Annotated in this window: 24 protein-coding genes and 5 tRNA genes; 1 reads left to right on the top strand and 28 read right to left on the bottom strand. The window is 37.4% G+C overall.

Annotated features, from left to right (window positions below; translation table 11 throughout):
* Position 1: 1 nt before the first annotated feature.
* From plsY to VPAR_RS04185, 9 genes are all read right to left on the bottom strand, one after another.
* A complete protein-coding gene (gene plsY / locus VPAR_RS04225; RefSeq protein ID WP_012864300.1) occupies positions 2 to 598 on the bottom strand; it encodes a glycerol-3-phosphate 1-O-acyltransferase PlsY in 597 nt (198 codons plus the stop codon).
* The gene (der, locus tag VPAR_RS04220) at positions 598 to 1,932 is read right to left on the bottom strand and encodes a ribosome biogenesis GTPase Der (RefSeq protein ID WP_012864299.1); all 1,335 of its coding nucleotides are present in this window, start codon (positions 1,930 to 1,932) and stop codon (positions 598 to 600) included. The genes plsY and der overlap by 1 nt, the downstream gene beginning before the upstream one ends.
* A 113-nt stretch (positions 1,933 to 2,045) precedes the next feature.
* On the bottom strand, positions 2,046 to 3,944 hold the full coding sequence (locus tag VPAR_RS04215) for a bifunctional 4-hydroxy-3-methylbut-2-enyl diphosphate reductase/30S ribosomal protein S1 (RefSeq protein ID WP_012864298.1): 1,899 nt from the start codon (positions 3,942 to 3,944) through the stop codon (positions 2,046 to 2,048).
* Positions 3,935 to 4,555: a lysophospholipid acyltransferase family protein gene (locus VPAR_RS04210; protein ID WP_012864297.1), complete on the bottom strand. Its 621-nt coding sequence runs from the start codon at positions 4,553 to 4,555 to the stop codon at positions 3,935 to 3,937. Before VPAR_RS04210 ends, VPAR_RS04215 begins: the two co-directional genes overlap by 10 nt.
* A complete protein-coding gene (gene cmk, locus VPAR_RS04205; RefSeq protein WP_012864296.1) occupies positions 4,548 to 5,231 on the bottom strand; it encodes a (d)CMP kinase in 684 nt (227 codons plus the stop codon). The genes VPAR_RS04210 and cmk overlap by 8 nt, the downstream gene beginning before the upstream one ends.
* Positions 5,232 to 5,239: 8 nt before the next feature.
* Complete coding sequence (locus tag VPAR_RS04200; RefSeq protein WP_012864295.1) at positions 5,240 to 6,487, bottom strand: BaiN/RdsA family NAD(P)/FAD-dependent oxidoreductase; 1,248 nt, start codon at positions 6,485 to 6,487, stop codon at positions 5,240 to 5,242.
* Complete coding sequence (locus VPAR_RS04195; RefSeq protein WP_012864294.1) at positions 6,484 to 7,212, bottom strand: pseudouridine synthase; 729 nt, start codon at positions 7,210 to 7,212, stop codon at positions 6,484 to 6,486. The genes VPAR_RS04200 and VPAR_RS04195 overlap by 4 nt, the downstream gene beginning before the upstream one ends.
* A gap of 1 nt (position 7,213) precedes the next feature.
* A complete protein-coding gene (scpB, locus tag VPAR_RS04190) occupies positions 7,214 to 7,723 on the bottom strand; it encodes an SMC-Scp complex subunit ScpB (protein WP_012864293.1) in 510 nt (169 codons plus the stop codon).
* Between the two features lie 12 nt (positions 7,724 to 7,735).
* Positions 7,736 to 8,461, bottom strand: a complete 726-nt coding sequence (locus VPAR_RS04185; protein ID WP_012864292.1) for a segregation and condensation protein A — start codon at positions 8,459 to 8,461, stop codon at positions 7,736 to 7,738.
* A 169-nt stretch (positions 8,462 to 8,630) separates the two neighbouring features.
* Between VPAR_RS04185 and VPAR_RS04180 the strand changes: the two genes are divergently transcribed.
* Positions 8,631 to 10,463: a phosphoethanolamine transferase gene (locus tag VPAR_RS04180; RefSeq protein ID WP_004693202.1), complete on the top strand. Its 1,833-nt coding sequence runs from the start codon at positions 8,631 to 8,633 to the stop codon at positions 10,461 to 10,463.
* Between the two features lie 94 nt (positions 10,464 to 10,557).
* Here VPAR_RS04180 and VPAR_RS04175 read toward each other — a convergent pair whose 3' ends face one another.
* From VPAR_RS04175 to VPAR_RS04085, 19 genes are all read right to left on the bottom strand, one after another.
* A complete protein-coding gene (locus VPAR_RS04175; protein ID WP_012864291.1) occupies positions 10,558 to 11,013 on the bottom strand; it encodes a 2-thiouracil desulfurase family protein in 456 nt (151 codons plus the stop codon).
* 107 nt (positions 11,014 to 11,120) lie between these two features.
* Positions 11,121 to 11,209: transfer RNA gene (locus tag VPAR_RS04170), tRNA-Leu, on the bottom strand.
* Between the two features lie 14 nt (positions 11,210 to 11,223).
* A tRNA-Cys gene (locus VPAR_RS04165) sits at positions 11,224 to 11,298 on the bottom strand.
* Between the two features lie 9 nt (positions 11,299 to 11,307).
* Positions 11,308 to 11,382, bottom strand: a tRNA-Gly gene (locus VPAR_RS04160).
* 7 nt (positions 11,383 to 11,389) lie between these two features.
* A tRNA-Phe gene (locus VPAR_RS04155) sits at positions 11,390 to 11,465 on the bottom strand.
* Between the two features lie 5 nt (positions 11,466 to 11,470).
* Positions 11,471 to 11,546 (bottom strand) — tRNA-Asp (locus VPAR_RS04150).
* Between the two features lie 50 nt (positions 11,547 to 11,596).
* On the bottom strand, positions 11,597 to 12,193 hold the full coding sequence (locus VPAR_RS04145) for an MBL fold metallo-hydrolase (protein ID WP_012864290.1): 597 nt from the start codon (positions 12,191 to 12,193) through the stop codon (positions 11,597 to 11,599).
* Between the two features lie 15 nt (positions 12,194 to 12,208).
* Positions 12,209 to 13,696, bottom strand: coding sequence for a TrkH family potassium uptake protein (locus VPAR_RS04140; RefSeq protein WP_012864289.1), 1,488 nt, complete (start codon positions 13,694 to 13,696; stop codon positions 12,209 to 12,211).
* 12 nt (positions 13,697 to 13,708) lie between these two features.
* A complete protein-coding gene (gene trkA / locus VPAR_RS04135) occupies positions 13,709 to 15,049 on the bottom strand; it encodes a Trk system potassium transporter TrkA (RefSeq protein ID WP_008600796.1) in 1,341 nt (446 codons plus the stop codon).
* Positions 15,050 to 15,054: 5 nt separating this feature from the next.
* Positions 15,055 to 15,963: a CvfB family protein gene (locus VPAR_RS04130; protein ID WP_004693192.1), complete on the bottom strand. Its 909-nt coding sequence runs from the start codon at positions 15,961 to 15,963 to the stop codon at positions 15,055 to 15,057.
* Between the two features lies 1 nt (position 15,964).
* Complete coding sequence (gene rsfS, locus VPAR_RS04125; RefSeq protein ID WP_012864288.1) at positions 15,965 to 16,327, bottom strand: ribosome silencing factor; 363 nt, start codon at positions 16,325 to 16,327, stop codon at positions 15,965 to 15,967.
* Between the two features lie 16 nt (positions 16,328 to 16,343).
* Positions 16,344 to 17,465, bottom strand: a complete 1,122-nt coding sequence (locus VPAR_RS04120) for an LCP family protein (RefSeq protein WP_012864287.1) — start codon at positions 17,463 to 17,465, stop codon at positions 16,344 to 16,346.
* A gap of 11 nt (positions 17,466 to 17,476) precedes the next feature.
* Positions 17,477 to 18,046, bottom strand: coding sequence for a bis(5'-nucleosyl)-tetraphosphatase (symmetrical) YqeK (yqeK, locus tag VPAR_RS04115; protein WP_012864286.1), 570 nt, complete (start codon positions 18,044 to 18,046; stop codon positions 17,477 to 17,479).
* Positions 18,047 to 18,049: 3 nt separating this feature from the next.
* Positions 18,050 to 18,664 carry a nicotinate-nucleotide adenylyltransferase gene (nadD, locus tag VPAR_RS04110; RefSeq protein WP_012864285.1) on the bottom strand — a complete coding sequence of 205 codons (615 nt, stop codon included), beginning with the start codon at positions 18,662 to 18,664 and terminating at the stop codon, positions 18,050 to 18,052.
* A 139-nt stretch (positions 18,665 to 18,803) separates the two neighbouring features.
* Positions 18,804 to 20,063, bottom strand: coding sequence for a glutamate-5-semialdehyde dehydrogenase (locus VPAR_RS04105; RefSeq protein ID WP_012864284.1), 1,260 nt, complete (start codon positions 20,061 to 20,063; stop codon positions 18,804 to 18,806).
* 9 nt (positions 20,064 to 20,072) lie between these two features.
* Positions 20,073 to 21,194: a glutamate 5-kinase gene (gene proB / locus VPAR_RS04100; protein WP_012864283.1), complete on the bottom strand. Its 1,122-nt coding sequence runs from the start codon at positions 21,192 to 21,194 to the stop codon at positions 20,073 to 20,075.
* 72 nt (positions 21,195 to 21,266) lie between these two features.
* On the bottom strand, positions 21,267 to 21,551 hold the full coding sequence (gene yhbY, locus VPAR_RS04095) for a ribosome assembly RNA-binding protein YhbY (RefSeq protein WP_004693176.1): 285 nt from the start codon (positions 21,549 to 21,551) through the stop codon (positions 21,267 to 21,269).
* 8 nt (positions 21,552 to 21,559) lie between these two features.
* Entirely contained in the window at positions 21,560 to 22,831 is a 1,272-nt protein-coding gene (obgE, locus tag VPAR_RS04090) for a GTPase ObgE (RefSeq protein WP_012864282.1), read from the bottom strand.
* 17 nt (positions 22,832 to 22,848) lie between these two features.
* Entirely contained in the window at positions 22,849 to 23,988 is a 1,140-nt protein-coding gene (locus tag VPAR_RS04085) for a S41 family peptidase (protein ID WP_012864281.1), read from the bottom strand.
* Position 23,989: the final 1 nt, after the last annotated feature.

Here is a 23,989-nt window from a genome sequence, read left to right as displayed (position 1 = left end):
TTTAATCCTTTTTAATACGCTCTACTTTTAACTCGTTTCCAGCAAGTAGACGCTTAATATTATCCCAGTGACGTACAATGACAAACAAAGCTGCTAACCCGCCAAAGCCAACAAACCAGAAGGATTCTCCAGTGAAATACATCAGTACTGGTACTAATGCAGCGGCAATGATAGAGCCTAAAGATACAAGTTTAGTGAAGTATACGATAACACCCCATACCAAAAAGCAAATCAATGCTACTATTGGAGAAAGTGCAACAAGAACACCTAAACCCGTGGCAACACCACGACCACCCTTAAACCCCAGGAAAACAGACCAGTTATGTCCCATCATCCCAAGAATACCACCTAAGATCATAAACATAGGCCCATAAGGTGAGAGTAGCACAACTCCTGCTGCCCCTTTTAAAGCATCACATAAAAATACAGGTAAGGCTGCTTTAAGTCCGATAACTCGATATATATTAGTAGCGCCAATATTTTTAGAGCCATATTGTCGTACGTCTGTATTAAAGAAAAGCTTACCTATAATTAATCCACTAGGAATTGATCCGATAAGATATGATAATACAGCATATACAATAATCATAATATCCATTAGTCTTCATCATCCCGTTTCTTGCCACGTAATACTAAACGAATCGGAGTTCCTTCAAAACCAAAGGACTCACGCAATCGATTCTCTAAGAAACGCATATAAGAGAAGTGAATTAGCTCTGGTTCATTTACAAATAAAATAAATGTAGGCGGCTTAACACTAGCTTGCGTCATATAATAGATTTTTGGAATTCTACCATTGCGAGATGGTACAGGATTTACGGTTTGTGCATCTTGTAATAATTGATTTAACGTCCCAGTAGATACACGGCGGTATTGTTGTTCAGATACAAACTTCAACATATCAGCTAAACGGTGAATACGTTGCTTAGTTAAAGCAGAAGCAAACAGGATAGGTGCAAACTGTAAAAAACCTAATTCATCATAAATATCTTCAGTAAATCGCAATGTTGTTTTGTCATCTTTTTTAACAAGATCCCATTTATTCACAACAATGACTACGCCTTTACCCGCTTCATAAGCATAACCTGCAATTTTTTTATCTTGTTCTGTAACACCATCTTGAGCATCTAGTACAAGAACTACAATATCAGCACGATCTACTGATCGCAAAGATCGGACAATACTATATCGTTCAACGGCTTCTTCGATTTTAGACTTACGACGCATTCCCGCCGTATCAATAAGTACAAATTTTTGGCCCTCATGAGTCCAATACGTATCAATGGAGTCTCGAGTAGTACCTGCTACATCAGATACTATTACACGATCTTGTCCTAATAATGCATTAGTCAAAGAAGATTTACCTACATTTGGACGACCAATAACGGCAACATGAATAGTATCTTCATCATCTACATTAGTGCCAACTGGTGGAAAATGTTTAACAGTATCATCCAGCAAATCACCTAAATTCATAAGATTTTTAGCGGAAATGCCAATGGGGTCTCCCAAACCAAGATTGTAGAATTCATAAATATTCGGCTCTTGATTTACACTATCAATCTTATTAACTACGAGTACAATAGGTTTTCCACTAGCTCTAAGAATATTTGCAACTTCTTCATCAGCAGGTACAATACCTTGTTTACCATCGACGACAAATAAAATTACATCCGCTTCTTCAATAGCTAATTCAGCTTGTAATCGCATCATCTTAGGAATAACATGACTATTTTCAGTAATGAACTCGATACCACCAGTATCGATCATTGTAAACTCACGATTTAACCACTCTGCATCGAAGTAAATACGGTCCCTTGTTACCCCCGGAATATCTTCAACGATAGAGATACGTTTATTAACAATGGCATTAAAAAGTGTAGATTTACCTACATTTGGACGGCCTACAACAGCCACTAATGGTTTTGCCATAGTTTCACCTCATTATCTAATCTAATACATTACTATATTTTATCATATTCTAAGTAAAGTACGCAAAAAGGCTAACCAAGGAAACCTTGGCTAGCCTTTTATTAGACAATGAATTATTCAGCGTCTTCTGCAGTTTCTTTTGATTCCATCAACTCAGTCAAAGCCAAACCCAATTTCTTTTCATCTTTGTTAAGAGAAATGATTTTAACTTCAACTTCTTGACCACGGTTCAAGTAATCTTCAACTTTCGCATTACGTTGTTTTGTAATTTGGGAAATGTGAAGTAAACCTTGGATGTCGTCATTAACAGCTACGAATGCACCGTAAGCTACTAAACGAACAACTTTGCCGTTAATAACATCGCCAACATGCAATGTTTCTTCAGCAACGTCCCATGGGCTCTTAGATAAAGCTTTTAAGGACAAGGATAATTTATTGCTTTCAGCGTCGAAGGATTGTAATTTAACTTCGATTTCTTGGCCAACGGAAAGAACATCTTCCACTTTTTTGATTTTTTGCCAAGAAATATCGGAAATGTGAAGTAAACCTTCAATACCGCCGATATCTACGAATGCACCATAAGGCATGATTTTACGAACGATACCTTTATAGTTTTCGCCAACGTTGATATTTTTCAATGCTTCAGCTAATTTAGCTTGACGTTCCACTTCCAATACTGCACGACGAGAAAGAACCAAACGGTTTTTCTTTTCATCGATTTCAAGTACTTTAGCTTCAAATTCTGTACCAACCAAGTTGTCCAAGGATTTCACGAAATGAACATCACCTTGGGACAATGGAATGAAACCACGAAGGGATTTAACTGTTACTACTAAACCTGCTGGGATAGCATCAATACCTTTACATACGATAGCTTCATCTTTTTCTTGTGCTTCGATAACATATTGCCAATCTTCATCTTTAGCCAAGCGAGTCATGGAAAGATAAATAGGATTATCTTCTTTGATGTGATTCATGATAACTGCTTTAATTTCATCACCATTTTTTAACACATCTTTGGCAGATTCTGGTGCTGGATAAGAAATTTCAGTTCTGTTCAAAATGGCTTCAGTTTTGTAGCCAAAAGATACATAAGCTCGTTCATCTTCGACTTGAACTACTGTACCTTCTACAACGTTCCCTTTCTTAAATTCTTCTTGACCTTCGGCTGCTAATAATTCTGCAAAATCTTTCATTGTCTCAATGACCTCCTTAATAATCCAGTCGGGAGTCGATGCTCCTGCTGTTACTCCTACCGTCTGTACTCGGTTAAACCATTCCAGTTGTAATTCAGTAGAAGTTTCAATGTGATACGTTGCACATCCAACGTCACGACAAACCTCTGCCAATCGGTTTGTGTTGCCGCTGTTCTTACCGCCTATCACTATCATAAGATCTACATTACGTGCTAAATCAACGGCAGAATTCTGTCGTTCTTGCGTTGCATTGCATATCGTTTTGAAAACCTTAAGATTCTTAGATTTTTTCTCTAATATGTCTATTATACTGTTAAATTTGAATTGTGAAAAGGTTGTTTGTACAACAACGCCCATTTTTTCCACAACTTGTAGTTTTTGGGCGGATTCTTCATCTTCGATGATTATTCCTTCGTTATTTGCCCATAAATTAATGCTTTTGACCTCAGGATGGTTTTTTTCTCCCAAAATCACCAAAGTCATACCTTCATCTATAACAGACTTTGCATCTTGCTGTGCTTTTTTTACATATGGACATGTGGCATCCACAACATGTAATCCTTTTTCTTCTGCCTCTTCGTAAATAGCAGGTCCTACACCATGAGAGCGAATAATCATTGTGCCTTCAACGATATCAGACACTTCTTGAACAGGGCTTACCCCTTTGTCTTCAAGACGACCTACAACTTGAGGATTATGAATAATAGGACCTAATGTATAGCTTTTACCATCGTTATTTGCAGCTTCATTTGCCATTTCAACAGCCCGTTTTACACCATAGCAAAAACCATGGTTTTCAGCCAAAATTATTTCCATAAAGTCTCCTCTATACAATTGTTATGATAAGAATCTATCATTCGTTGGATTTCACTTTTAACACTATCATTTACTTTTTGAATCGCTTCTGGAGTCACTTTAGCTTTTTCAACTGGAATCGGTTTACCAATAATACAAGCCACTTTATTACGTTCCATATTGTGAGAGCCAATGATAGCAACAGGCACTATGCTAACACCTGTTCTAAGAGCAATTGATGCTGCACCATCATGGAATTTACCAAGTTTACCACTTTTTTGACGATTTCCTTCTGCAAATATGCCTAAAACCTTATTGTCTTTAAGTAGTCCCATGGCATGACGAATAGCAACTTTATCAATAGCACCGCGATTTAACGGAAATGCACCAAGCCATGTACAAAAAAAACGTGAAATGGGATTCACAAATAATTCTTGTTTAGCCATAAAGTGTACATGTCTAGGCAAAGCATAGCCACAGATAGGGGGATCGTTATTACTTAAATGATTAGGCACCACGATAACGGGTCCTTCCATTGGAAAATTATCGCGACCATATACTTTCAACCCATACCCTACCTTATAGCGAAACCAAAAAGCGGTACGCCATAACCAGGTAGAAAATTTATTCATGATTGATTGTCTCCTGTACTAAATTCAATATATATGCCACAGTTTCATCGAAATTCATATTACTAGAGTCTATAACCACTGCATCTTCAACGCATACTAGTGGAGACTCTTCACGATTTTTATCCATTTCATCACGACTAACAACATTCTTTTTAATTTCGTCTAGTGTTTGCTCGTTTGATGTACCTTGTACTTCTAACCATCTACGTTTTGCACGTGCATCTACAGAAGCGGTTAAATAAATTTTTAGCTCTGCATTAGGTAATACGACAGAACCGATATCACGTCCATCTAATATAACTCCACCAACGGCGGCCATCTCTTGTTGGCGTTCTACCAAATATTGTCGAACCCCTTTATAAGAAGCTATAGCCGATACATTATCATTAATTTGCTGCTGGCGAATTAATGATGTAACATCTTTACCTTTAATATAGACCTTGCATGCTGTTGCAGTAGGCTCTAAAGTCAAATTTAAAGAAGGTAATAAAGCTTCTACAGCAGCTTGATCCTTAACATCGATTTGACTATCAAGAACTGCCCATGTAACACCGCGATACATGGAACCTGTATCGATATATAAATACCCTAATTCATTCGCCACTACTTTAGAAATGCTACTTTTACCAGCCCCAGCAGGACCATCAATAGCAATGGCAATTTTTTTAGTGCTCATAATAACCTCTATTCTTCATCACCGTGTACGGCATGCATAGCCGCCACATAGCCTGTGGAAAAGGCAGCTTGTAAATTATAGCCTCCTGTAAAAGCATCAATGTCTAGTACTTCGCCAGCACCATATAAACCGCCAATCAATTTAGACTCCATAGTTTTAGGATTAAATTCTTTTAAGGAAATACCACCAGCTGTTACAATAGCCTCCGCTACTGGTCGTAATGCCTTAACTGTTAATGTCATATGTTGCAACACATGACATAAGCGCAAACGCTCTTCCTTTGTAATTTGATTAATTGGTTTAGTAGAATCTAGCTCAGCAAGCTTTATAACAATTGGAATAAGATTCACCGGCAATAAATCCTTCATACCATTAGCCAATTGTTTTTTTGAGTATAAATCAAAGTCCTTTTGCAAGCGCTTGTTCAATACTTCTGCAGTCAAGGCAGGCTTAAGATTAATTTCAATAGTAATTTGAGGATTCTTCTTCCGAAGCAACTTACCTACCGTGTGACTTAACGATAGAATTGTAGGCCCCGTAAGACCAAAATGGGTAAACATCATCTCCCCAAATTGTTTAGCTTGCACCTTATTTTTAGAAACTACAGAAACCTCAACATTACGAAGACTAAGCCCCATAATTTCCTTTACCCACATTTCGTTTGTAACGATAGGTACCAAGGATGGACGAATATCAGTAATAGTATGTCCCACTTTTTCGGCTAAAACGTAACCATCACCAGTAGAACCGGTCAATGGATAGGAGGCGCCACCAGTACAAATGATAGCAGCATCACAAGCATATTGTTCCTTATCCGTTGTAACACCAACTACACGATTATCCTTTACAGTAATCGATGTAACAGGTTCATTTAAGTGAACTTGAACATTATACTTTTTTAGAATTTTCATAAAGATATTGCGTACTTCTAATGCAGAATCGGATTCAGGAAACACTCGTCCCCCACGTTCTACTTTAGTTTTTAACCCCCAGCTATGCAATAGGTCCAGAAGATCTTCATTACTAAAGCGTTCATAGGCACCGTACAAGAACTTACCATTACCAGGCGTATTTTTTATAAATTCGGCCATATCTGCACTATTCGTAATATTACAGCGACCTTTACCGGTAATGCCCATTTTCTTGCCAACCATATTCATTTTTTCCAATAAAATGACGCGTGCTCCTTCACGGCCTGCTATAACAGCTGCCATTAGACCTGCCGCACCACCGCCAATGACTATGATTTGCTTCATGCCTTATCTGTCCCCAATGCTTTTAGCGCTTTTACTTCACGAATTGTTAGTTGACGAGAAGCGCCTCGTTTCACACCACCTAAAGTAAGACCAGCATACGCAATGCGTTTTAAATTATGAATACGATAGCCAAAGTGTTCAAACATACGACGAACTTGACGATTACGACCTTCATGAATTGTAATTTCTACTTCATGTACACCATTATGATCATCAAAACCTAAATCTACAATTGTTGCAGGTGCAGTTATACCATCTTCAAGCTCTACACCATTTGCAATAATTTGCAAATCATCATCGCGAACACGACCTTTGATACGAACTTCATAAGTCTTTTCCACGCCTTTAGATGGATGCGTTAGATTTTGTGCAAACTCTCCATCATTCGTAAGCAGTAACAAACCTTCTGTATATAAATCGAGACGACCAATAGGGTAAATTCGTTTCGTTTCATTTTTTATATAATCTAAAACCGTTTCTCGACCTTGAGGGTCAGACACAGATGTAATGACCCCCTTTGGCTTATTTAACAAATAATATACTGGTTTCTCTTGAGCCAATAATTGCCCATTAACCTTAACCTTATCTTTTTGTGGATTAATTTTGACCCCTAATTCGGTTACCTTGCGACCATTGACCTGTACTTTACCTTCTGTAATTAGTTCTTCTGCCTTACGCCGTGATGCAATACCACAACTGGCAATATATTTTTGTAATCGTTCCATGCTACCCTTCTGTTTCCGAAACTTCTTGATGTAAGGCTTCTATCGATTCTACACCAGCACTTCTCAAAAATTCATCAGTCGTGCCATATAGAATCGGTCTACCTACAGTATCCTTATGACCTAATTCAGCTATAAGAGATCGAGTCAATAATTGTTTTATAATTTTATCGCTATTTACACCGCGCACCTCTTCGATTTCAGCCTTTGTAATAGGCTGCTTATAGGCGATAACAGCTAATGTTTCCATAGCCGCATTAGATAATTTATCTTCTCTTTTACGAATATGCCCAACATAATCAGCACATTCAACAGCGCTTACTAATTCAACACCGGCTCCAGATATACGTATTCGAATACCTCGATTCTGTTCTTCTAGTTCACATTGTAATTCTTCTATATATTTTTGTGTCTCCTCTGTGGAAAGCCCAAACACTTCTGCTAACATATCTATCGATATAGGCTTTGCCGATGAAAACAAAACGGCTTCTAAATGCATTGTTGGTAAGCTCATATAGCCCCCTTTCTACACGGCCCGCTCTAAGATAGCAGTGAATATAATATCATCATCTTCATAACGCATTTCCATAACTTGTTGTTTTAACAATTCTAAAACAGCCATAAAGATGGTTACCATACCACTTTTCGTTTCAATTGCTACTAATAACTCCCTAAAATATAGACATTCGCCACGATGTATACGACTAGACAAGGATATAATCATGTCCTCTAAACTATACGTATCCTTTTCAACCTTTACCTCACGAATCGTCTCTTCTTCTGATAACACTTTAGCTCGTTTTATAGTTTGATAAAAAATTTGATATAACTGTGAAAGTTCCAAATTATATACACTATCTAATCCAAGCACACTCGTTTCTTCAGGACGACTAAATATATTCGCAGATACAGCGGTACGCTCCATTAATAGAGATGTAATATCCTTAATTTTCTTAAATTCTACTAATTTTGCTACCAACTCATCACGTGGATCCTCTGCTTCATCAGGCTCAGGTTCAGCCTTAGGTAATAACATGCGTGATTTAATCTGTAATAAGGTAGATGCCATAACAAGAAATTCACTACTATAATGAATATCAAAATGGTTCCAATTGTCTAAATATGCCAAGTATTGACTCGTTATTTCAACGATAGGAATATCGGTAATTTCTATTTTATGTTTTTCAATGAGATGCAAGAGCAGATCAAGGGGACCTTCAAAAACGTCCAACTTGTAGTTATAATCTCCCATAAAACCCAATCCTCAGAAAAAATGTTTTTAACTATATAATTATAAAGCATTTATAGTAGTACTTTCAAATAATTGTTTTTTTTACACTCATCTGCTATCTTTATTATTGTAATTATTTTATATTAAAAAAAGATACGTTATTGTGTATTCCTTTTAGAGAGGATTTATTATGTCATCGAGTGTGAGGCAAATTGGGCGAAATCCAATTTTTCGCTTTGGTATTATAGGTATTGTTTTATATATCATCTTATTTTTAATTTATGAGCCCATAACTTTAGGGCTTGATGTAGAGGATATTACGATTTTAGCTGTACCAACAATTGTAGGTACCTTTTTATTTCAATATTTTATGGGGTGTACCGTTTTCCACAGGCCTTTTTTAGGGTATGGCCTAGTCGGAATCTTATGGGCACTTACCTTTCCTCTTTTATTCCATTGGTCCTATGTGAAGCCATTATACTTCTATGAATTTGCTAATGATTTTTTATTTGGCTTATTAATTTTCATGGGATTATCAGGCATTCAGTTTTTACTGAACCAAACAAATCGCTTCCATAAAACAACATCCTTAATCATGGCTATCATTTCCATGATTCTGAGCTTAATACCATTCTTACAAATTGGCTATTACATGACTACTTGGCATTGCTTAACGCCAGCCAGTCTGCTAGCCGTATATATGACCAATCCAGAAGAAGCATTTGGTTTTTTAAAGAATGCAGCTGGAATACCTGGTCTTATAGCAATAAGTATTGGTCTTATCTTATGGACTTATTTATTGTACTGGTCTAACTTAGGAATGAAAGCAGTAGTAAACTTAAATACTACACGTCCTATGCGGTCAGCTATGCTCATCGCATCCCTTGTAGCTTTTTTAGTATATGTACCATTCTTCTTGTTCCCTCAAACCTGTATTGTGGCGAACTGGATTGCTGCAGGCGATTATGTAAAACAAATGCAACAATATAATGATAATCACCACTTAGTATTTGATTCCTTTAATTTAGACACAAAGGAAACAGCGGTGAACAAAACACCTGGTACTATTATTCTAGTCATTGGCGAATCTAGTTCTCGAGATTATATGAAAGTATATAATCCAAACTTCCCATATGACGATACTCCATGGCAAGGCAATATGCGTTCGGACAATAAAGACTTTGTCTTCTTTGATAATGCCTATTCATCGTACGTACAAACAGTACCAACCTTGGAGCGTGCACTATCTGAACGAAATCAATATGATGATAAACCATTTCTTGATTCAGCCAATATCTTAGATATTGCTAAAAAAGCGGGATACACGACTTCTTGGTTTAGCAATCAAGGTGTATTCGGTGAATATGATACAGCTATTTCATTAATGGCTAAGACTGCAGACACAACAAAATGGGCCCATGAATCTTATGCATTCTCAGATCGATATGATGAAGCTCTATTGCCATTATTAGAAACTGTAGATCCTACCAAAAACAACTTTATCGTTATACATATTATGGGTAGTCATATTTATTACAATGACCGTTACCCTCATGAATTTAGCAAGTGGAAGCAAGGTCCGTATCCTGATGGTCAAGAAGCATATGCTAACAGCCAATTATACACAGACTGGTTATTACAACAAATTTACAATTATGGCAAAGACAAATTAAACTTACAAGCCATGGTGTATTTCTCCGATCACGGTGAAAGTTTAGACAAATCGCATAACCCTGATACATTTGATTTTGTTATGACACATATTCCATTCTGGGTATACCTATCTCCACAATATCGCTCAACCTATCCACAGACTGCTGAGGTACTTGCAAAACACGAGCATCAATTCTTTACTAATGATTTGCTATACGATACATTAGTTGGTCTCATGCATGCTCCAAGTCAACGATATGATGCAACACGAGATTTTAGTAATGCTCAATATCGATTTAATCTACATAACTTAACTACATTACTTGGTGAACAACCATTAGCAAATGATCCTGTTAATGCAAACAAGTAGTCTTTAATTGATATTGTAGCCATTATTTTTCTATTGTATTAAGTTATTTTAATAGTAAAACAACTTAATATAACCAAAAAGAGATGAGTTTAACTCATCTCTTTTTTTCTGCAAGCAAAAGCTCTATATCATTTTCCGTATAAATTCTTATATTCTTTTCTAATAGAGCCTCTACAGTACATCCATGACCATTTTTCAATGTTCTAGTAAAAGTTCCATCATAAATGCACTTATATCCACAGCTAGGACTTTTCGCCTTCATCAAAGCTTGCTTGCAACCATATTTTAGTGCAATATCAACTGTTAATAGAGCACCTCTTACAAACTCATCTGTAACATCAGCTCCATTAACAGTACATATACGTTTACCCTGCCGCTCCGCAGGATCACGAGGCGTACTAAGTCCCCCTAACACTTCCGGACATACAGGTACTAATTCATAATATTCCTTTAGAGCCTCTATCGTTTCTATATAATTGTCTTTGCCATCATATCGACAAGGTACACCAAATAGGCATTCACTAATTAATAACTTAGGTTTCTTATTCATAGATTTATCTATCTCTTATATATTTATACGTAACTTATAGTAATAATTTTCACAAATCGTTTTAATTGTATATAAGAAAAAAAGACTAACCCAAAGTTAGTCTTAATTGGTGCCGAGGACCGGAATCGAACCGGTACGGTTGTTTCCAACCGACGGATTTTAAGTCCGTTGCGTCTGCCTGTTCCGCCACCCCGGCATGGGTAACGATTGTGGAGGCGGCACCCAGAATCGAACTGGGGAATAAAGGTTTTGCAGACCTCTGCCTTACCGCTTGGCTATGCCGCCATATAAAATTGGAGCGGGAAACGAGATTCGAACTCGCGACCCCCGCCTTGGCAAGGCGGTGCTCTACCGCTGAGCTATTCCCGCATATAAATGGTGCCTCAGGACAGAATCGAACTGTCGACACACGGATTTTCAGTCCGTTGCTCTACCAACTGAGCTACCGAGGCATAAATGGCGACCCCGATCAGATTTGAACTGACGATCTTCGCCGTGACAGGGCGACATGTTAACCGCTACACCACGGGGCCGTAACCAAAGTACTTGCTTAGTATATCGGTTATCAGGACTTTTGTCAACACTATACTACAATATTTTTAATAAATTCTTCCTCATGTTTTAATATAGTAGATTCCCTATGTCCAGGCTCAACAATTAACTCCTTAGACAAAGTTAAAAGATGATTCAAACTCTTAATCAAATCAGCTGGATTACTGTTATAATTATCTGTATTTCCCACATTTTGTTTAAATAAAGTATCACCAGTAAATAGATGGCCTTCAATTTCTAAACAAACCGATCCAGCACTATGCCCAGGTGTATGATGAACTATTATATTAAAAGAATCTAACTGTAATTGCCCCTCTACTAAATCATTACAATGTGTATACATTTTTTTCTTATATACACTTGGTCTCCGTCGAATTAACTGTAACAATTCTTGATCTAAAGGATGTAAATAAGCGGGAATATTATAATGTGTACATACTTCATCCAAGGCTGACACATGATCACAATGACCATGTGTCAATAAAACTGCTATAGGTTCAGAATCTGCAACCATATCAATAATGTGGTTACAATGAAAGCCCGGATCAATGATTATAGATTTTCCCTCTTTGATAAGTACATAACAATTTGCTTTATAAAGCCCTAGAGGACGTTTTATAACTTCCATATAGTTCCCGCCCTCCTATAGAATACGATATCGTTTAGGAACCTCTTTTTTAATAAAATACCCTTCCCAAAACTGAGGGTGAAGCATAACTAAAATCGTAAATAACTCCAAACGACCTAGTAACATGTCTACAATAGCAATACATTTAGCAGTATCCGGCATAACATTAAAGGAATCAGTAGGACCAAAGCCACCAAACCCTAGTCCTACATTGCTAAGAAAGGCCGTGACCACTTGCATAGAATCATATGTATTAAGACCAGTACAAGTCATTAGAAAAACAGATACCACATAAATCATTAAATATAAAAATAAAAATTGATGTGTCATCTGGATCCATTTAGTAGGCATCGGTTTGCCATTAATACGTACTACTTGAACCATATCAGGATGAATTGATTTTCGCAGATAAATTATAGAACTCTTAATCAAAATAATAAGTCGTATAATTTTTACACCGCCCGTTGTAGAACCACTACATCCACCAAAAAATGTACAAATAAATAACATCATCTGTGCTGCAGCAGGCCACAAATCATAATCACTAATAGCAAAACCACTACCAGTTTGAAGCGAAACTAAATTAAAGGCAGCATTTCTAACAATCTCTAAAGGACTAGAATAGCTAGATTGTAATGCTAGAGATATTGATACAATGGCAATACCAATAAACACTACAAGCCAGTACATACGTGTTTCAAAATCATTAATTAAAACGCGAATTCCTTTTTGAAGTGCATTGTAATACACAGAGAAATTGCCACCAGCAAGAAACATAAAGAATATAAATACGAAACAAATATAATTACTTTGTTCATAAATAAAAGCCCCTGCTGATGTCGGTGCAAATCCACCCGTAGCAATAATAGAAAAGGCATAGTTTAACGCATCAAAAGGTTCAATGCCTCCAGCCCAAAGCATAAGAAAGCAAAGAGCAGTAAAAGCAATATACAACTGCCAAAGCTTGGTGGCCATTGATTGAATACGCGGCATTACAATACCAGGCTTTGGTACAGATGCCTCTGCATTAAAGAAATGTGCTGCATCTGCTCCTAAATTCTTTAAAAATGATAAGATAAGGACGATGATCCCCATCCCTCCAACCCAGTGCATAAGACCACGCCATAATACAAATGTATTTGGTAACTCATCAACACTATAAATAATAGTGGCACCAGTTGCAGTAATACCCGAAGTGGCTTCAAATAGAGCATCAAAAATATTCGTCAATATGCCACTCCCCAAAAAAGGCAAAGACCCCAAAATAACCGTAAATATCCAAGTAGCGGATACAACTAAGAACCCGTCACGAATACTAAAGCTTTGACTTTCACAACCGTAATAAGACAAAAATGTCCCCAAAACTAAAGAAAGGCTTGTAGTTATAAGGAATGACCAATATGCAGTTTCAAATACGACACTATATATAAAGGGGATTAAAGTAAAAGCCCCGAATATATAGAGTAGCCGACCCACTAAGGACATAACGATTTGAATTCGCATAGCCCCTCCTTACTAAGTAAGATATTTAAGCAATTTGCTTACCGATTCAGGTAATGTAAAGAGAACGATATGATCACCATCTAAAATTTGAGTATTACCACGAGGTACGATAGCTTCATTTTCCCGTAAAATTACACCTACTAAGGCCTTCCCAGGTAAACGAATATCTTTCAATTGTTTACCTGCTACAGGTGATTCATTGGTAATTTCAATTTCGATAGATTCGGCTTTACCACCTTCAAAGGTGGAAATAGATACAACCCCTTCTCCACTTCGTACAAAGCGCAAAATTTGACTTGCAGTTAATAAACGTGGAGAAAATACTACATCAATACCTACTTGCTCCATCAGCATAATATATTCTGGCCGTCCCACACGAACAACGGTTTTTGGGATGCCCATATGCTTCCCTACAAGTGCTACAAGTAAGTTAAGTTTATCATCATCTGTTAGAGCAATAATTACATCGCTATCAGCAATTTCCTCAGCTTCGAGCAAATCAAAATCAGTACCATCCCCATTGATAACCATGGCTTTATCCACTTGATTTGCCAGTTTCTCACAACGGTCAAAATCTTTTTCAATAACCTTCACAGAAAAACCAGCTTTTTCTAGTAATACAGTTAAGTTACGACCTAAGAGACCTGCCCCAATGATTACAGCCCGTTTATAGAATGTATTATAATTATGGAACCAAAGTTTCTCCACTTCAGAAACGGACTCTTTCAAACCTAGGAAAAATACACTATCATCAGCCTGTAAGCGACTTTCACCATGCGGAATAATCATTTCACCATAGCGCAAAATACCAACTAATAGAACACCTTCAGGAAAGCGAATTTCTTTTAGTGGCTGTTCTAATAGAGGAAATTCATTATTCAATTTGAATTCCATAAGGCGCACAGCACCCTGACCGAACTCCTCAACATCTATAGCTGATGGTGTTTCTAAAATTTGTAGTAACTCTTGAGCTGTAACCATTTCAGGATTGATAAAAAGATCAACACCTAATTGAGCTCGTATCTCCTCATCCATATGTTCCGCCACACTATTATCACGAACGCGTGCAATAGTCGTAGGCACACCTTTTATTTTAGCTACCGAACAGGATAACATATTAACCTCATCTGAATCAGTAACAGCAATAAACATACCAACATCAGACATATCGATTTCATTCAATAATTGAACATCACTGCCATTCCCTAAAACTAGGCTAACATCTAATGTATTTTCAAGATTATGAATGCGTTCTGGTGAGCGATCGATAACATATACATCATGATCGTCTTGAATAAGACGTTGTGCTAATGAATAACCAACCTTACCAGCGCCTACAATGACAATTTTCATCGTCTTTATTCCTCATCTTGGGACTCATCACTAACAAGAGGTGTCCATTGGCGACCTATGTCGGTAAGCAATGTCCAACCATCCTCCTGAACAATTTTTTTCTCTTTCATTAAATGCCCTAAGGCACGTTTGAAAGCAGCCTTACTAATATTGAACTTATCTTTAATCAACATCGCTGAAGACTCATCACTATATGGCATCTTTCCACCGCGATTTAAAAGATATTCCATAATAATATCACCATCTGAAACAAGAGCTTTTTCCTTTGTAGGGCGCATAGATACATTGACACGACCATCATCGCGTTTGAAAGTAATACGACCTTCAATCATTTCCCCTACTTTTAACTTTCTCGTCATTTCAGAACGATGTAAAAAGGCAATCCAACGCTCAGGAGTGATAAAAAATGCCCCCTCACTCGTTAAGTTATAGATAGCACCTTTTACAAGTTGACCAACCGTAGCTTCAGTAGCAGCTTTAGAGGCACGACGCATTTCATCATCTACATCCATGGAGACCGCAAAACGGCCAGATTTATCTGTATAAAGACGAACCCACACCTTTTCCCCTACCTGAGGGCGACCACGCATCTCCGCATGAGGCATAAAGATACCACGTTCTGTGCCAACCTCAACGAAGCAACCAAAATTTGTCGTATTGATGACCTCAACATAACCAATTTGGCCAACCTTCATAGCTGGTAAACGCATAGAAGCAGTTAAACGCCCCTTTGGATCGCGATATAAAAATACTTCTACCTCATCTCCTATAGTAACTGGTGAAGTTTGTTGATCTTTATGAAGCAAAATATCATCATTTGTATTACCTGTTTGACCATCTAGAAAAGCACCTTGGTCACTAGTACGCAATACTTTCAATGTGGCAATTGTATTTTCCAACAATTCTGTAGCCATATTATACTCCTTCAAATGGAACTCGACCAGCGTCATTCCACAATTCTTCTAAACCGTAGAATTCACGCAATTCATCACCACCAAAGACATGACAAATTATATCGCCAAAATCCAATAAGATCCATTCACCTTCACGATAACCTTCTCTATGCTGTACTGTTATACCTAATTCGGCTGCTTTATCTTCCATTTCATCAGTAATACTTTGAGATTGCTTACTATTATTTGCACTAATAATTAAGAAATAATCACCTAACATAGAAATTCCATCTAAATCAAGAATCTCAATATCTCTGCCCTTTTTATCAAATGCAGCTTGTGCAAGTTCTAATACAATTTGTTTAATATCTTCTTTCTTTTTCATTATATTGCCTCTTATCTTATCGCTTACTACCGCTCTCCTCACCTGGTTCTGTGGGCTTTGTAATAGTGCCACCATTATGTTCCGATTCAGGTGCAACTTTCGACATACTATTTGTTGGTGCAGATATAAATTGCGTCATTTCATTAGCTGGTAAATTACCCATTGTAATACCCACTAAACGTTGAGCTTCCGTAGGGTTTACCTTCCAATAAGTCGTTTCACCTATAAGCTCTTTTTCTCCAGGAAGAATATAGAAGTGAATTTCTTCCTTATTAATTTTGCTCGCATTGTATACCAACTTAATAGCATCTAAAGTAGAAATATTACTATCAAAATGCTCCCAAATACGCCAAATATGCCATGCGTTTGTTAAGAAAAATGCATTATGTTCTTGTTCCACCCACAATTTTAGGAATCTTTCTTGTCGTTGCACACGAGTAAAGGTATCGTGTTTAGGATCTGAATATCGTAAATACGCTAAGGCATTATTACTATCTAAAGTTTGGTAACCACGTCGCAAATCAATATCTATATTGCCTTCTGCATCAATATGTTCCATCGGTTGTTCTACATAAATTTGCTGATTTCCTAACACATCATTAGTTTTCTTGAAGGCAGTTTGATTAACTACTACATAATACGGGATTGAAATATGGAACATATCCTCAATTACAGCTTTAGTAAGTTCAATACCTCCTTTTTCATAAATACTATTTAACATAGTCGCATCGGTTTGATCACGATTATCGATTTTACTATTACTTGGAATGCCGATAACGTCCATCGTTTTTTGATCAAGGTTTACAGATAATAGGAATAGACTATCACCTTGACTAGGATTATTGTCATCAGTGCCGATAACCAAAATATATAAAGGTTTATCTAAGCCTTTTTGCTCTACTGATATAGTATTTGCGTCCTGTTTATTTTCACTATCTATCACGGCTTCAGTAGCTTCAGTAGTTCCGACAATTGCTCTATATGCATAAGATACACCACTATATATGCCATACCCTATCCCACCGAGCAAAGTAAAAACTACAACAATAGCCAGAATAACTCTGGGCCACTTCACAGATGACTTTTGTTGACGTCTTTTTCTACGTCGGCGAGCTCTTGCTCGTTCACGTTCGTCCATATAAAACTCCATTATTTACAAGATTTTAATACATCATTACGACCAAGAATGGTCAAAGGATAAATAGAAAGATGTTGCTCAATAAGGTGATTAATAGTATTGTCAAAACCAAGCAATACAGCCTTATTTAGATCTTTTTTAGCTACCGTTCGAAGTTCATCAACACCTGGGAAATCACGATTGGGTTCAATATAATCTGCTAAGAATATAACTTTATCTAATGTAGACATCCCTACCTTACCAGTTGTATGAACACGAATAGCTTCTAAAATTTCTGAATCGGTTATAGAGAACTCAAGTTTAGCTCGAATCATACCTGCTAATCCATGTAAAAGATTACCATTGGCTAATAATTCTTCATCAGCTTTGTAATCATTCTCCTTCACCAAATCTTGCATCTCTTTCAAAGGCATTTCTTTAGCACAATCATGTAGCAATGCCGCTAATCGTGCTTTTTCTACATCAACATCGTAAAGTTTAGCCAACTGAGTTGCAGATTCAACAACACCCAGGGTATGCTTAAAACGTTTTTTCCCCATCCATTGGCTTACCCTATGTTGTATTTCATCAAACGATAACATCATTTATTCCTTCCCATATATATGGTTTTCTTCTATATAATCCACTACACATTTAGGCAACATATAACGAACTGTCTTTCCAGACCGTAAGCGCTCTCGTAAATACGTAGCAGACAATTTCATTTCAGGCACTTCCATAACATGTATTTTTTCACGTGCTTTAGATCCTAACTCATCCAAAGTAGAATCAATAGCACTTGATCCATCTGGCCTAGTAGCTCCAATAAAATGAACCTCATCTATAAGTTCATCTATAAATTTCCAAGTCGGTAATGCACGAATAGTATCAGTCCCTGCAATAAAGTAAAATTCAACAGTAGGACCATATAGTTTTTTAAAATATTGAATCGTATCAACGGTATACGAAGGGCCTTCTCGGCGCATCTCTACATCAGAAATTTCAAAATTTGGATTATCCGAAACTGCGGCCGCCGTCATAGCATAGCGATGATGACTATCTATCACATCATATTGCTTATGTGGTGGAATATGAGCAGGTACAAAGATAACCTTTTCTAAATTAAAGCTTTCACAAGCCACCTCTGCAATCATTAGATGACCTAAATGAATGGGATTAAATGTTCCACCAATTATACCTATACGACGTTTATCTACCATAATGTGGTCACTCCCTTAATGACAATGACACAAATAATGATGAATATGAGCAATGCTTTTATATAGGATATCCATTCATATCGTCCCTTTGGTGTTTGAATGTATCTATAATATGCTCTTATAAAATAATATAATTTCTTCACGTCCGTACTTGGCCTTCTCCAAATACAAAGTATTTATAAGATGTTAGAGCTTGTAACCCTATAGGCCCTCGAGCATGGAGTTTTTGTGTACTAATACCGATTTCAGCACCAAAGCCAAACTCAAAGCCATCTGTAAAACGTGTAGATGCATTATGATACACAGTAGAGCAATCTACTAAATTCATAAACACATTAGCTCGCATAGGTTCATCTGTGATAATAGCCTCAGAGTGATGTGTAGTATACCGATTCACATGTTCAATAGCTTCTTCAAGATTTTCAACGATACGCACATTTAAGTCCATATCATTGTATTCTGTGCTGAAAGACTCTTCTGTTAAAGGAATTGTATTCTCCATATATTGAGCTACAGCCTCATCACCATGAATACGAACACCATATTCTAGTAGTGCTATATTAAGGCGTGGTAAAAACTCTCTAGCCACAGCTTGATGAACTAGTAAGGTTTCCATAGAGTTACATACAGATGGACGTTGAACTTTAGCATTGACTGCAATTTCTAAAGCCATCTCTAAATCAGCAAATTCATCAACAAAGGTATGACATACACCGCTGCCAGTTTCAATAACAGGAATGCTACTATCTTCTACAACACGACGAATAAGTCCAGCACCCCCACGTGGAATGATTACATCAATATATTCCCGTTGTTGTAAAAGTACTCCAACCAGATCTCGATCAAGCACCTCAACGAGTTGAATAGAGTCACCATTAATACCTAACGACTCTAAGGTATCCCGCATGATAGACACGATGATTTGATTCGTGTGAAATGCCTCCTTACCACCTCGTAAAATTGTAGCATTTGCTGTCTTTAAACAAAGAACACCTGCATCTATGGTTACATTTGGACGGGCTTCAAAGATGATACCAATAACACCAAAAGGTACTGATCGCTTTTCAATAATCAAACCATTAGGCCGAGTGATTGTTTCTATAATGGAACCTACAGGACTTTCAAGAGCAGCCACTTGACGCACCCCTTCTGCCATTTGAGCAATGCGACTAGGTGTCAAAGTCAATCGATCTATCATAGTTCGAGGTAAATTATAATCAACAGATTTTTCTAGGTCTAACTCATTAGCCGCCATAATTTCATCTGTTTGTGCTTCTACAGCATCAGCAATTGCTAACAATGCAGAATCTAAAGTTTCTTGGTCGAGTTGGGCTAATTCAAAAGATGCCGTTTTAGCTCTCTGGCCCATATCTTTACAAATTTTTTCATACTGGTTCATAGGATTTCCTCAGTGTAATAAAACTAGATTATTACGATGTACAGCCTCATCATAGGTCGTATTAATACCCAGAATCTCGGCTATATCATTTGTATTGTGACCTTTAATCGCCTTCATATCATCAATACTATAATTAATAAGTCCACGACCAATTTCCTTATGATCATGATAAATGGAAATTGTATCACCAGGTCCAAAAGTCCCCTCTACTTCAATAATACCAGCGGGCAGAATGCTAGCACCATTATCTAAAACAGCGCGAGCACATCCGTCATCAATCGTAATGGATCCTTTTAATCGTTTACCAAAAGCCAACCAATGATGTTTACCAGATAAACTTGCATCATGGGCTTCAAAGAGTGTCCCAATTTGTTCACCCTTACATACACGACGAACAGAATCCTCTACTTCACCTGAGGTGATAACCATTGGTACACCAGAATTTGTTGCCATATGAGCAGCTTTAATTTTTGTATACATACCCCCCGTTCCCATATTAGAACCAGCACCACCTGCAATAGCATACGTTTCATCGTTAATTTCAGAAACAGTCTCTATCAAAGTAGCATCTGGATTGATGGCTGGGTTAGCTGTATATAAGCCTTCAATATCTGACAAAATGATAAGTAAATCTGCATCTACAATACCTGCAACAGTAGCAGATAATGTATCGTTATCACCGATTTTAAATTCTTCGATAGCAACCACGTCATTTTCATTAATAATAGGAATAACGTTAAGTTGCAATAAAGTATGTAATGTATTACGCAAGTTAAGATAACTATGTCGTCCAGTACTATCCTCTTTCGTTAAAAGAATTTGCCCTACGGTGCGACCATATTCTCGGAACATGCGCTCGTACATATGAATGAGAATACCTTGACCTACTGCAGCAGCTGCTTGTTTTAATACGAGATCTCTAGGCTTTTCTTTAAAGCCTAAAGGGGCAAGACCTGCACCAGTAGCACCAGAGGAAACAAGAATAATCTCTTTACCTTGGTTAGCCAAATCTGATAATTGGCGCACTAATCTTTCAATACGCTCCAAATTTAAATGTCCGTTAGTGTAACAAAGCGTACTGCTACCAACTTTGACTACAATTCGTTTTGCATTAACGATAGCGCTGCGCATAGACTAACCTCCTAAGGTTGAAATTCTTAACTACGATGTATACAAATTTTTATGATTTACTAGATTATAAAATTATTTTGGCAAAATGATTTTAGGTTCTTTTTTAGCTTTATATAAAACACCATTAAAGCCAATCACTTGAACTAATTCAGCGCCAAGCATATCTGCTAAGTCTTGAAAAATTGTCTTATCTTCAGGACTATTATTATGTAATTTAACCTTAATAAGTTCACGTGCTGTAATCGCTGCACGAGCACTATCTATAACACTATCCTCTAAACCATTTTTACCAATTTGGACAACTGGTGGTATTGTAGCCGCCAATGAACGTAAATACCGTTTTTGTTTTCCTGTCATTATTACTCCTACTCTTGGAAAGTAAAGCGCTGATCGCCGATTACAACTTCATCACCGTCTTTACAGCCTTTTTCCTTCAATTTTGCATCAAGCTCCATAAAGCGCCAAATGCGTTGGAATCTACGAAGAGATTGATCATCGTCAAGATTTGTCATAGCTACTAATCGTTCAATACGTTTACCAGTAATGTAGAAAGCAGCATCATCACCGCGAGTAATGACAAATTCTACATCTTGTTTTGCTTCGTATACAACTGTATCATCATTTGCTTCAGGCTCTGGTTCGTAGTTTTCTACATAGTAGTAAGCTCGTTCCATAAGCTCTGACAAACCTTCACCACTTAAGGCGTTAATGAGAAATACTTCATAGCCTTTGTCTTCAAAATATTTTTTTGTTTCGGGAATCGTCGTATCATCAAAGACCATATCGATCTTATTGAGAGCTACAATTTGTTTCTTATTAGCCAATTTTTCAGAGTATTTACGTAACTCTTCATTAATCGCATCAAAGTCGACCTTAGGGTCTCGGCCTTCCATACCAGATACATCTAAAACATGAATTAAAATATTCGTACGTTCAACATGACGTAGAAAATTGTGACCTAAACCTACACCTTCACTAGCCCCTTCAATAAGGCCCGGAATATCGGCCAAAACAAAGCTACGATCTCCAGAAATTGTAACTACCCCGAGTACTGGTGTTAGTGTAGTAAAGTGATATGCTGCCACCTCTGGTTGAGCTTTAGATACTTTTCGCAAAATACTAGATTTACCAACAGATGGATAACCTAATAAACCTACATCAGCTAATACTTTAAGCTCTAATTGTAACCAGAATTCTTCACCAGGTTCACCCTTTTCTGCAAAGGTTGGTGCACGGTTAGCACTAGTTTGGAATCGAGCATTGCCACGGCCGCCACGACCACCTTTGGCAATAACAAAGGTATCGCCATCGTTAACAAGGTCGCAAAAGATTTTTCCTGTTTCCTCATCTATAATTACTGTACCCAATGGAACTGGAATGATAAGAGGATCAGAACCTCGACCGTGCTTATTAGAGCTTTCACCATTACCGCCAGCTGGTGCCTTAAACTGACGTTTATATCTAAAGTCTACAAGCGTATTAATATTCTTGTCAGCTTTAAAAACAACATCCGCACCTTTACCACCATCACCACCACTAGGGCCGCCATTTGGCACGTATTTTTCTCGACGGAAGCTGGACATACCATCCCCACCGTCACCAGCTTTAACAAAGACACGCGCTCTATCTATAAACATAATTTAACTCCTATGCATTATTGCTGTAATAGCTCTAATGCCTTTTTAATTTGAATATCATCTAATGTACTAGATGGATGTACACCTTTTGGTAAATCGATTTCTACATCAGGTTTAATACCTGTTCCATCAATAACACGATCACTTGGCGTGTGGTACTTAGCAATAGTTACTTTAATTCCTTCATCATCTAAACTAGGGAAAATAGTTTGAACGGTACCTTTACCATATGTATTAGTACCTACGATAGTGCCTAATTTACGATCTTGAACAGCGCCTGCTATGATTTCTGATGCACTAGCAGAGCCCTTATTAACTAAAACAACCAATGGCATAGCTACATCAGGTCCATCTGACTTATAAGTATCCTTTTTACCTGATCGATTTTGTACTGTTACGAGTGTACCTGGAGGCATAATATAGTTAGATATCTTTTCAGTAGTAGATAATAAACCGCCTGGATTATCTCGTAAGTCCAAGACAAGGGCCTTCATACCTTGAGATTGAAGCTCTTTATATTGAGTGGCAAAATCTTCTGCGGTATTTTCTGCAAACTGACTAATACGAATATACCCAACTGTGCTAGTTAGCATTTTACTTTTAACAGTAGGCAAAACAATGGATTCACGAGTGATATCAAAATGCAACTTTTCACCATTACGCTCAATATCAAGAGCTACAGTAGTACCTGCTTCGCCACGAATACGAGAAGATGCTTCCTCTACCGGAATTTCAGTAGTAGATTGTCCATCGATAGCAATAATGTGGTCTCCAGGTTTAATTCCAGCTTTGAAAGCTGGTTGGTCTTCCATAACGCTAACAGCATATAGACCTTTATCATCAGTACCAAGGACCATACCGACACCAGCATATGTTGCAGATGTTTGCATTTTCATGGACTTATATTCTTCTGCATTTAAATAAACACTATGCGGTTCTCCCAAAGAGTCAATTAACCCCTTTAGCATACCATCATAAAGGGTACTTTTAGCCATAGGTGTCATAAAAACTTGACTCGCAGTATAATAGGCTATAAATAATCTTGGCAGACCCCAAAATGAACCGGAAAGGTACCAAAATGTAAGCCACATAATAACGATGCCAGAGCCTATATATTTCAATAGACTCCATAACACCGTACGTGTATCAAATTTCATA

Source organism: Veillonella parvula DSM 2008, from assembly GCF_000024945.1.
Lineage (GTDB): Bacteria > Bacillota > Negativicutes > Veillonellales > Veillonellaceae > Veillonella > Veillonella parvula.
This window is presented reverse-complemented; position numbering and strand designations above follow the sequence as displayed.